The organism is Thalassolituus marinus, assembly GCF_020320395.1.
Taxonomy (GTDB): domain Bacteria; phylum Pseudomonadota; class Gammaproteobacteria; order Pseudomonadales; family Oceanobacteraceae; genus Venatoribacter; species Venatoribacter marinus.
Genome location: NZ_JAEDAH010000013.1, coordinates 86,542 through 97,110, shown reverse-complemented (window position 1 = coordinate 97,110; position 10,569 = coordinate 86,542). Strand labels below are relative to the sequence as shown.

9 protein-coding genes are annotated in these 10,569 nt (G+C 51.7%); 6 read left to right on the top strand and 3 right to left on the bottom strand.

The features are described 5' to 3' along the window. The first annotated feature begins 150 nt into the window (after window positions 1-150). Window positions 151-942 carry an MOSC domain-containing protein gene (locus I9W95_RS03405; protein ID WP_225671858.1) on the top strand — a complete coding sequence of 264 codons (792 nt, stop codon included), beginning with the start codon at window positions 151-153 and terminating at the stop codon, window positions 940-942. Here the strand turns inward: I9W95_RS03405 and I9W95_RS03400 are convergent. The 3 genes from I9W95_RS03400 to gltA form a co-directional block, all read right to left on the bottom strand. After that, complete coding sequence (locus I9W95_RS03400) at window positions 934-1,512, bottom strand: hypothetical protein (protein WP_225671856.1); 579 nt, start codon at window positions 1,510-1,512, stop codon at window positions 934-936. The genes I9W95_RS03405 and I9W95_RS03400 overlap by 9 nt on opposite strands. Window positions 1,513-1,556: 44 nt before the next feature. Continuing rightward, window positions 1,557-2,444, bottom strand: coding sequence for an NAD(P)-dependent oxidoreductase (locus I9W95_RS03395; RefSeq protein ID WP_225671854.1), 888 nt, complete (start codon window positions 2,442-2,444; stop codon window positions 1,557-1,559). Between the two features lie 78 nt (window positions 2,445-2,522). After that, window positions 2,523-3,800: a citrate synthase gene (gene gltA / locus I9W95_RS03390; RefSeq protein ID WP_225671853.1), complete on the bottom strand. Its 1,278-nt coding sequence runs from the start codon at window positions 3,798-3,800 to the stop codon at window positions 2,523-2,525. 391 nt (window positions 3,801-4,191) lie between these two features. Here gltA and sdhC point away from each other — a divergent pair, with 391 nt between their 5' ends. The 5 genes from sdhC (at window position 4,192) to I9W95_RS03365 (ending at window position 10,537) form a co-directional block, all read left to right on the top strand. Beyond that, a complete protein-coding gene (gene sdhC / locus I9W95_RS03385) occupies window positions 4,192-4,566 on the top strand; it encodes a succinate dehydrogenase, cytochrome b556 subunit (protein WP_225671851.1) in 375 nt (124 codons plus the stop codon). Further along, window positions 4,560-4,910, top strand: coding sequence for a succinate dehydrogenase, hydrophobic membrane anchor protein (gene sdhD / locus I9W95_RS03380; protein ID WP_225671850.1), 351 nt, complete (start codon window positions 4,560-4,562; stop codon window positions 4,908-4,910). The genes sdhC and sdhD overlap by 7 nt, the downstream gene beginning before the upstream one ends. Before the next feature lie 3 nt (window positions 4,911-4,913). Continuing rightward, window positions 4,914-6,689, top strand: coding sequence for a succinate dehydrogenase flavoprotein subunit (gene sdhA / locus I9W95_RS03375; RefSeq protein ID WP_225671849.1), 1,776 nt, complete (start codon window positions 4,914-4,916; stop codon window positions 6,687-6,689). Between the two features lie 15 nt (window positions 6,690-6,704). After that, entirely contained in the window at window positions 6,705-7,415 is a 711-nt protein-coding gene (locus tag I9W95_RS03370) for a succinate dehydrogenase iron-sulfur subunit (RefSeq protein ID WP_225671848.1), read from the top strand. 284 nt (window positions 7,416-7,699) lie between these two features. Continuing rightward, window positions 7,700-10,537 (top strand): 2-oxoglutarate dehydrogenase E1 component, encoded by a 2,838-nt coding sequence (locus I9W95_RS03365; RefSeq protein WP_225671847.1) that lies wholly within the window; start codon window positions 7,700-7,702, stop codon window positions 10,535-10,537. The last annotated feature ends 32 nt before the right edge of the window (window positions 10,538-10,569 follow it).

Here is a 10,569-nt window from a genome sequence, read left to right as displayed (position 1 = left end):
AGAGGGGTAAGGCCCCTCTATGAGGACAAGGGGCCTGGAATATCTCACAAAAGTTCAAATAAAAATTTGTGGGACAGCAGTGGCCGAATGGCGGTTTTTTTATGCCCATTTAAAATATGGGCGTGTATTGTTGTGGCATCAGGAGGACTAATGATGCTCACCGTTTCCCAGTTATTTATATATCCGATCAAATCCTGCGCCCCAGTGGCTGTTGAACAGTTGACGTTTGATGAGTACGGCCCTGAGGGCGATCGCCGTTTTATGCTGGTGGACGAATCCGGAAAGTTTCTGACTCAGCGCACATTGCCGGCGATGGCTTTTATTTCGCCGCAAGTCACCGATACTGGCTTGCTGGTGACTGCACCCGATCAGCCGGATTTAACGGTGTTGTATCCGCTGGATGGTGAGGAGCAGAGGGTTGTTGTGTGGAAAGACGAAATGTCTGCAGCGGATTGTGGTGAGGAGGCTGCGCTATGGTTCAGTCAGTATCTGGGAGTTCCTGCAAGACTGGTTGCCGTTTCTTCCGCTACCCAGCGTCAGGTGAGCAGAAAGTACGCTGAGGAAGGTGATATGGTGGGTTTTGCGGATGGCTATCCGCTACTGGTTGCCTTGCAGGAGAGTCTTGATTACCTGTCCGGTGTGGTTGGCAGAGCTCTGGATATAGAACGTTTCAGGCCAAATATTGTTGTTCAGGGGGCGGCTGCATTTGCTGAGCGGGAATGGCAGAGACTGCGTGTCAATTGCGGTGAGATACCCTTGGTTAAACCGTGCGAGCGTTGTGTTATACCGACGCGGAATCTGATTACTCAGCAGCGAGAGGCTGATGTTCTGGCGGCGCTGAAAGAATATTGCCGTCTGGATGGGAAAATTATTTTCGGCCAGAATGCGCTGCTGCGGAATATCGATGTACTGAGTGTCGGAGATAAACTGACCTCAGAATAACTCGATATCGTCGTCGGTTCCGAAGTTGTCGTCCGACTGTTTATCGAAATGATGATGGTAAATTTCCAGCGCTTCAGCGACGGAATGCCCGGCCATGATGTGCTCAAACATAATCCGTTCGGCTTCCATGGTGTAATTGCTTTTAATTTTGCTTTGCAGAAGACTCCAGGGTGCTGGCAGATAGCGTTGTCCGGGATCTGCTATCAGATGGCCCATCTGTTCAAGACTGTCACCAACATGATCCAGGCGCTGCGTCAGGCGGTCGTAAAACTGGAAGGCAATAATGGCCTGCTGAATCTCGGCCTGCAGGTCATGGGCAATTTTTCCAACCTCAACAGGGATGCTATCGGCAGCCTCTGTGGCCATTTTCAACAGGCGCTGGGTGTTGTCCGCCATTGCGGTAAAGCTGCCAGTCAGTTTGTCGATAGATTGGCTGCCTTCCTGCAATGATGTATCGATCTGGGCGATGGCGAGCGCCAGCATGGCCAGCGTTTCACTGACCTGACTCCAGTTCACTTCATTGTCATTTGCGGTGCGAATGGCGCCCAGCGAGTGCTTCTGTTGATTCATGGTCGTCCCATCAAAGTCCATAAATCAAGCATAGAAGATTTTTTCTATTCCGCACTGCCTGTCATGCTTTTCTGTAAGCGGTAGAGCAGGGCTGATGTATCGAACTCTCCGGCTCCCATAGCCTGTAATTCCTGATAGTAGCGATCGACCTGTTCTGTGACTGGCAGGCTGATACCCATCTGACTGGCTTCGCTCAGGCAGATTTCCAGATCCTTGTGCATCCAGTTGACGGCAAAACCATGGTCATAGCTACCATCGAGCATGGTCTGATAGCGGTTGCTCATTTGCCAGCTACCGGCTGCGCCCTGAGATAACAGTTTCATAACCTGCGGGACATCCAGTCCTGACTGCTGTGCGAAATGAACGCCTTCAGCCAGCCCCTGAATTAATCCGGCAACGCATATCTGGTTAACCATTTTAGCTTTCTGGCCGCTTCCTATCTCCCCCATATGCTCTATCGCACGAGTGTAGGGTGCGGTGAGCTGTTTAACTTGTTCAAAAACAGTCGCTGAGGCACCGCACATAATGGTTAACTGGCCGTTTACAGCACCCTGCTGTCCACCGGATACCGGTGCGTCGGCGAAACGCAGACCCAGAGAAGCACAGTGACGGCCGATGGACTGCGAGAGGCTGGCTGAGGTTGTGGTGTGGTCAACGATCAGGCAATGCTGCGGCAATTTACTCAGTAGTTTCTGCTCATCAATCAGAATGTTCTGCACGTCTTCATCGCGCCCAACGCAGAGGAATACGGCGTCGAGCTGAGTCGGAAGCTGACTGAATTCAGTTAGCTTTTGGCCGGAGAACTCACTGATCCACAGTTCTGAGCGACCGACAGTGCGATTAAATACCGTTACCTGGTGCCCGGCTTCAGCAAGATGCCCGGCCATGGGGTAGCCCATATTACCAAGGCCGATAAAAAGAATGTTTGCCATGGCTGCATGATTCCCTGAGGTTAAAAGAAACAAAAAAGCCGCTCTGAGGAGCGGCTTTCATGGTGCGTTACCTGACGATTAAGCCGGGTAGTCGCGCTTTGGATGACCAGTGTACAGCTGACGTGGACGACCAATACGGTAGTCGCTGCTGATCATTTCGTTCCAGTGAGCAATCCAGCCTGGAGTACGGCCAGTTGCGAAGATCACAGTGAACAGTTCGGTAGGAATACCGATCGCTTTCAGAATGATACCGGAGTAGAAGTCTACGTTCGGGTACAGACCACGCTTCACGAAGTACTCGTCTTCGGTAGCGATTTTTTCCAGTTTCATAGCGATTTTCAGCAGTGGATCATCTTCCATGCCCAGTTCAGCCAGAACTTCGTCACAAGTCTGCTTCATCACTTTAGCGCGTGGGTCGAAGTTCTTGTAAACGCGGTGACCGAAGCCCATCAGACGGAATGGATCTTCTTTATCTTTCGCTTTGGCAATGAACTTGTCGATGTTGGACTCATCACCGATTTCTTCCAGCATGTTCAGTACTGCTTCGTTAGCACCGCCGTGAGCAGGACCCCACAGAGCAGCAATACCAGACGCAATACATGCGAATGGGTTAGCACCGGTAGAGCCAGCCAGACGTACGGTAGAAGTAGAAGCGTTCTGCTCGTGGTCGGCGTGCAGCAGGAAGATGCGGTCCATGGCTTTGGCCAGAACAGGGCTGATCTTCTTCTCTTCACATGGAGTGTTGAACATCATGTGCAGGAAGTTTTCTGCGTAGCTCAGGTCATTGCGTGGGAACATGAATGGCTGGCCGATGGAATATTTGTAAACCATAGCTGCCAAAGTTGGCATTTTAGCGATCAGGCGGTGCGCTGAAACAACACGGTGATGTTCATCGTGAATGTCTAGAGAGTCGTGGTAGAACGCCGACAGTGCGCCAACAACGCCACACATAATTGCCATTGGGTGAGCGTCACGACGGAAGCCATTAAAGAAGTGGCTCAGCTGCTCATGAACCATTGTGTGGTTCTTGATGGTGTTAACGAACGTTTCTTTTTCCTCTGCAGAAGGCAGTTCTCCGTGCAGCAGCAGGTAGCAGGTTTCCAGGTAATCGGATTTTTCTGCCAGTTGTTCGATAGGGTAACCACGGTGCAGCAGTACGCCGGCAGCGCCGTCAATGTAGGTGATTTTTGACTCTGTCGCAGCGGTAGACATAAAGCCTGGGTCATAGGTAAAGAGGCCTTTACCGGAGAGGCTGCGCACGTCAACGACATCGGGTCCTACTGTGCCTTCATAAACAGGCAGTTCAAATTGCTCTTCAATGCCATCAACTTTCAGAGTTGCTTTTTTGTCAGCCATGGATAGGCCTCCTGCTGGTCAAAATTAAGCCTTAAAACTAAGGCAATACCTCAAATGAGCCTTAAAAATTAAGGCGTTACCTCAAAATAAAGCGCACAACTATAGGTGCTGAACTTCGTTTGTCAATTACCCAGCGGTCGAGCAGCGGGTTAGCCAAGGGTCTAGTATAGTCCCTATGCTGTGTAACTAAACAGCCTTCGCCGATGTTTGCACTGCGTCTGTGTCAGTACCAGACGATTTGTAAATCGGCGGGGTGGTGACTATAATTTGTCGCGCCCTGAAACCTGTGCAAAAGTTGTACAGCGTTTGGGGATTCTTCTTGAGCCTGCGCTTAACCCTCTGGCCAAAAGCCAAAACAGGAGGGCTAAGCCCATATGAGAGTGTAAGAGCCGTGAATAGCAATAGACCTAAAAATCTGGATCTGACTACTATTGAGCTCCCACTTCCCGCTAAGGCTTCCATCATCCACCGTGTGTCCGGTTTTATCCTGTTCTTCGCTGTAGCTTTCATGCTGTGCGCGTTGGCAGCATCTCTGGAGTCAGAGCAGTCTTTTGCTGATCTGAAAGCGGCGTTTGATAACGGTCTGGTTAAATTCATCACCTGGGGCATTCTGTCTGCACTGGGCTACCACTTTGTGGCGGGTGTTAAGCACCTGTTGATGGATATGGGAATTGGTGAAACCAAAGAAGGCGGTCGAACTGGTGCCATCATCACCCTGGTGTGTGGCGTGATCGTAATCGTTCTGGCGGGAGTTTGGGTATGGTAAACAGTGTTACCAATCTGGGCCGTAGTGGCCTGTATGACTGGGTTGTTCAGCGACTGACCGCTGTCATCCTGGCACTTTACACTCTGTTCCTGCTGGGCTTCGTTATCGCCTCTCCGGATCTGCAGTTCAGTCAATGGCAAGGTCTGTTTGCCCAGACCTGGATGAAAGTATTCAGCCTGGCTGCCCTGATTTCTTTGTGTGCACATGCCTGGGTCGGTATGTGGACTATTTCAACTGACTACCTCACTAAAAGCGCAGCTCTGCGTTTTGCCTTCCAGCTGGTATGTGCAGGTTTCCTGTTCGTATACCTGGTCTGGGGCATCGATATTCTCTGGAGCGTGTAAGTCATGAGCAGCAAAATCAGAACTATGTCGTTTGACGCCATCGTAATCGGTGGTGGTGGTGCGGGCATGCGCGCTGCACTGCAGCTGACTGAGTCAGGCATCAAAACCGCGTGTGTTACTAAAGTATTCCCAACCCGTTCGCACACTGTATCTGCCCAGGGCGGTATTACTTGTGCGATCGCGTCTGCTGATCCAAACGATGATTGGCGTTGGCACATGTACGATACCGTTAAAGGTTCCGACTACATCGGTGACCAGGACGCTATCGAATACATGTGTTCCGTAGGCCCTCAGGCTGTATTCGAGCTTGAGCACATGGGTCTGCCTTTCTCCCGTACGGAAGAAGGCCGTATTTATCAGCGTCCATTCGGTGGCCAGTCGAAAGGTCCAAACGATCCTACTCAGGCAGCCCGTACCTGTGCAGCTGCTGACCGAACTGGTCACGCGCTTCTGCACGCCCTGTACCAAGGCAACCTGAAAGGCGGTACTACCTTCCTGAATGAATGGTATGCCGTTGATCTGGTTAAAAATGCTAACGGTCAGGTAGCGGGCGTTATCGCTATCGATATCGAATCTGGCGAAACTGTTTACATCAAGGCCAAGGCCACTGTACTGGCTACTGGCGGTGCAGGTCGTATTTATCAGTCCACGACCAACGCTCTGATCAATACTGGTGACGGTGTTGGTATGGCGGTACGTGCTGGCGTTCCTATGCAGGACATGGAAATGTGGCAGTTCCACCCAACAGGTATTGCCGGTGCTGGTACTCTGGTGACTGAAGGTTGTCGTGGTGAAGGTGGTTACCTCATCAATAAAGACGGCGAGCGTTTCATGGAACGTTATGCACCTAACGCAAAAGACCTTGCTGGTCGTGACGTTGTTGCACGTTCTATGGTTATGGAAATCCTTGAAGGCCGCGGTTGTGGTGAAGAAGGCGATCACGTATTCCTGAAGCTGGACCACCTGGGTGAAGAAACCCTGAACGCTAAGCTGCCAGGCATTCTGGAGCTGTCCCGTACGTTTGCTCACGCAGACCCTGTTAAAGAGCCGATTCCGGTTGTTCCTACCTGTCACTACATGATGGGTGGTATTCCAACTAACATCGGTGGTCAGGCCCTGACTGTAGACGAAAATGGCAACGACGTTGTTATTGATGGTCTGTACGCAGCAGGTGAGATCGCGTGTGTATCTGTTCACGGTGCAAACCGTCTGGGCGGTAACTCACTGCTCGACCTGGTGGTATTCGGTCGTGCGGTAGGTCTGCAGGTAGAGAAAAACTTCCGTGAAGGCTTCGACTTCGTTGATCCGACTGACGAAGATGTAGAACGTGCCATGGCGCGTCTGGATCGCCTGAACAGCGCGTCAAGTGGAGAGAAGGTTGCAGAAGTCCGTGCTGATCTGCAGAAAACCATGCAGCTGTACTTCGGTGTATTCCGTGAAGGTCCAAGCATGGAAAAAGGCCTGGAAATGCTGAAAGCGATCGGCGAGCGCGTTAAGAACACTGTTCTTGACGACAAGAGCGGTCCATTCAACACGGCCCGTATCGAAGCGCTGGAGCTGGACAACCTGTTCGAGACTGCTTACGCGACTGCCGTTGCTGCAATTGAGCGTAAAGAGTCCCGTGGTGCCCACGCTCGTAACGACTACACAGAACGTGACGATGAGAACTGGCTGTGCCACTCATTGTACTTCCCACAAACCAAGACCATCGGCAAGCGTGCGGTTAACTTTGCTCCTAAGACAATGGAAGCATTCCCGCCGAAAGTCCGTACTTATTAATAGGGGAGTATTGAAATGTTAGTGAGTGTATATCGCTACAATCCTGAGAAGGATGAAGCTCCTTACATGCAGGACTACGACATCACGATCCCTGGCAACAAGGATGTGATGGTGCTGGACGTGCTGGCTCTGGTTAAAGAGCAGGATCCAACACTGGCTTACCGTCGTTCCTGTCGTGAAGGCGTGTGTGGCTCTGATGGTATGAACATCAACGGCAAAAACGGCCTGGCATGTATCACACCGATCTCTGAAGCTACCAAAGGTAAGATGGACAAGCTGGTGCTGCGTCCGCTGCCTGGTCTGCCTGTGATCCGTGACCTTGTTATCGACATGGCACTGTTTTACAAGCAGTACGAGAAGATCAAGCCATTCCTGGTGAATAACACACCAGCGCCGGCTATTGAGCGTCTGCAATCTCCAGAAGAGCGTGAAAAGCTGGACGGCCTGTACGAGTGTATTCTGTGTGCATGTTGTTCAACTTCCTGTCCGTCCTTCTGGTGGAACCCGGATCGCTTCGTTGGTCCTGCGGGTCTGCTGCAGGCTTATCGCTTCCTGGCGGATAGTCGTGATACCTCTACCGAGCAGAGATTGGCTGAATTGAGCGATCCATTCAGTGTTTTCCGTTGCCGTGGAATCATGAATTGTGTCAATGTGTGCCCGAAAGGTTTGAACCCGACGCGTGCGATTGGTCACATCCGCAATATGCTGCTGAACCAGCAGCTGTAAGGCGCGATCAATACTGTCCACCGACGGTATTAGACGTAAGTGGGCTGGACACACAGCCCGCTTACGTTAACAATTTTTCAAAAATACAGCTTACAAGGCTGTATTTTTAACTAAGCTAAAACAGTAGTTGAGGGGCGGGGTATCCCCGGTCACCTCAGAGGCCTGGCGACCTATCCGGTCGGCCCTCTAACTTGCGTGATGCCTTGCGGCGTCAGAAGAGTCGGTGCGCAGACACTCTGTGGGTGACTTCCTCTCGTTTTATACCAAAACAGGGTGGTCGTTACATGCACGAACAAACAATGGAGCAACTATGGAGCACCTCGCAGCTTGCGGGCGGCAACGTTGCTTACGTGGAGGAGCTCTTCGAAACCTACCTCAGAGATCCTAACGAGGTTCCGGAAGAGTGGCGCAATTACTTCGACAAGCTGCCACGGGTAGATGAGAACACATCTACTGATACCCCGCACAAACCCATTCGGGAACAGTTCCTTCTTCTTTCCAAAAATCAGCGTCGTGCACGTCCTGTTTCCCAGTCTGCTGTCAGCACCGATCATGAGCGCAAGCAGGTTCAGGTTCTTGCCCTGATCAATGCCTACCGTGGTCGTGGCCATCAGCACGCGAAACTCGACCCGCTGGGACTGATGGAACGTGAATCCGTACCGGATCTGGATATTGCTTTCCATGGTCTTTCCCGCGCGGATTCAGACACTGTTTTCCAGACCGGATCCCTGTTTATCGGTCAGGAAGAAGCAGCGCTCAAAGACATCATTAATGCACTCGAAACCACTTACTGCAGCACGGTTGGTGCCGAGTACATGCATATCGTAAACACTGCTGAACAGCGTTGGTTCCAGCAGCGTCTGGAAAGTGTTCGTGCACATCCAAAGTTCGGCCATGAAGTAAAAATGCACCTGCTTGAGCGCCTGACGGCTGCTGAAGGTCTGGAGAAATATCTGGGCTCGCGCTACCCGGGTGTTAAGCGCTTCGGCCTGGAAGGTGGTGAGAGCCTGATCCCGCTGATGGATGAGCTGATCCAGCGCAGCGGTACTTACGGCGCAAAAGAAATCGTTATCGGCATGGCCCACCGTGGTCGTCTGAATACTCTTATCAATACCCTGGGTAAGAAGACTTCAGATCTGTTCGACGAATTTGACGGCAAAGCTCAATACCACTCTCATGGTGACGTTAAGTACCATCAGGGCTTCTCTTCCAACGTGATGACGTCTGGCGGTGAAGTGCATCTGGCGCTGGCGTTTAACCCATCTCACCTGGAAATTGTTTCGCCGGTAGTCGAAGGTTCCGTACGTGCGCGTCAGGACCGTCGTAACGACCCTGCTGGTGAAAAAGTAATTCCGGTGAGCATTCACGGTGACTCCGCCTTTGCCGGTCAGGGCGTGGTAATGGAAACCTTCCAGTTATCGCAAACCCGAGCCTATAAAACCGGTGGTACGATCCATATCGTGATCAATAACCAGGTTGGCTTTACAACGAACAAACGTGAAGACGTGCGTTCAACCGAATACTGCACCGACGTTGCCAAGATCGTCGAAGCACCGATTCTCCATGTGAACGGTGATGACCCTGAAGCTGTGCTGTTTGTTACCCAGCTGGCAGTGGACTACCGCAACGAATTCCATAAAGACGTCGTGATCGACCTGGTGTGTTACCGCCGCCGTGGTCACAACGAAGCTGATGAGCCATCCGGCACCCAGCCGCTGATGTATTCCCAGATTAAAGTACAGAAAACCACCCGTGATCTGTACGCTGGTAAACTGATTGAAGAAGGCGTTATCAGCGCCGATGCCGCTAAGCAGCTGGAAGAAGACTACCGCCAGGATCTGGATAACGGTAATCACGTTGTGAAGAGTCTGGTAAAAGAACCAAACACTGAGCTGTTCGTCGACTGGACCCCGTACCTGGGGCACGAGTGGACCACCAAGGCCGATACCGGCTTTGATCTGAAACGTCTGCAGGAGCTGGCGGCCAAGCTGCAGGAAGTTCCGGAAGGTTTCTCTGTACAGCGTCAGGTAGGCAAAATTCTGGAAGACCGTACTCGTATGGCTGCTGGTGCTATGCCGGTTAACTGGGGCTTTGCAGAAACCATGGCTTACGCCACTCTGCTGGACCAGGGCTATCAGGTTCGTCTGACGGGTCAGGACGTGGGTCGTGGTACTTTCTCCCACCGTCACGCGGTACTGCACAATCAGAAAGATGGTTCTGCTTACGTACCGCTGCAAAACATCAGCGACGATCAGCCAGCCTTTGATATTTACGACTCTCTGTTGTCTGAAGAAGCAGTGCTGGCCTTTGAGTACGGCTACGCGACTACAGCACCTAATGCACTGGTCATCTGGGAAGCCCAGTTTGGTGACTTCGCTAACGGTGCTCAGGTGGTGTTCGACCAGTTTATTTCTTCTGGTGAGCACAAGTGGGGCCGTCTGTGTGGTCTGACCATGCTGCTGCCACACGGTTATGAAGGTCAGGGTCCTGAGCACTCATCTGCACGTCTGGAACGCTACCTGCAGCTGTGTGCTGAGCACAACGTTCAGATTTGTGTGCCATCGACTCCGGCTCAGGTTTATCACATGCTGCGTCGTCAGGTGATCCGCCCGCTGCGTAAGCCGCTGGTTGTTATGTCACCGAAGAGTCTGCTGCGCCATAAACTGGCTACCAGCACCATCGAAGAATTGGCACAAGGCCGCTTCCGCACAGTAATTGATGAAATTGATGAACTGAACCCGGAAAAAGTGGATCGTATTCTGCTGTGCTCCGGCAAGGTTTACTACGACTTGTTAGAACGTCGCCGTGCAGAAGAAATCGACAACGTGGCCATTGTTCGTATCGAACAATTGTACCCGTTCCCGGCGAAGCAGCTGGCTAAGATTCTGTCCAAATACGTTAACGTTAAACAGGTATTCTGGACGCAGGAAGAGCCGATGAATATGGGTGCATGGTACAGCAGCCAGCATCACATGCGTCGCGTACTGAATGAACTGAACCCATCACTGCATCTTGAATATGCAGGTCGTGATGCGTCAGCTTCACCAGCCGCAGGTTATATGGCGCTGCATATTCAGCAACTAGAACAATTGATCCGAGACGCTCTGGGTTTGCAGGGCTAGGTAGAACGCAGGAATTTCTAAGGAAAATATCG

What these genes read in the sequence shown, in the direction of transcription:
- sdhA (WP_225671849.1), top strand. Translation starts at nt 4,914, where the DNA reads ATGAGCAGCAAAATCAGAACTATGTCGTTTGACGCCATCGTAATCGGT.
- I9W95_RS03365 (WP_225671847.1), top strand. Translation starts at nt 7,700, where the DNA reads ATGCACGAACAAACAATGGAGCAACTATGGAGCACCTCGCAGCTTGCG.
- I9W95_RS03400 (WP_225671856.1), bottom strand. Translation starts at nt 1,512, where the DNA reads ATGAATCAACAGAAGCACTCGCTGGGCGCCATTCGCACCGCAAATGAC.
- I9W95_RS03395 (WP_225671854.1), bottom strand. Translation starts at nt 2,444, where the DNA reads ATGGCAAACATTCTTTTTATCGGCCTTGGTAATATGGGCTACCCCATG.
- sdhD (WP_225671850.1), top strand. Translation starts at nt 4,560, where the DNA reads ATGGTAAACAGTGTTACCAATCTGGGCCGTAGTGGCCTGTATGACTGG.
- I9W95_RS03405 (WP_225671858.1), top strand. Translation starts at nt 151, where the DNA reads ATGATGCTCACCGTTTCCCAGTTATTTATATATCCGATCAAATCCTGC.
- gltA (WP_225671853.1), bottom strand. Translation starts at nt 3,800, where the DNA reads ATGGCTGACAAAAAAGCAACTCTGAAAGTTGATGGCATTGAAGAGCAA.
- I9W95_RS03370 (WP_225671848.1), top strand. Translation starts at nt 6,705, where the DNA reads ATGTTAGTGAGTGTATATCGCTACAATCCTGAGAAGGATGAAGCTCCT.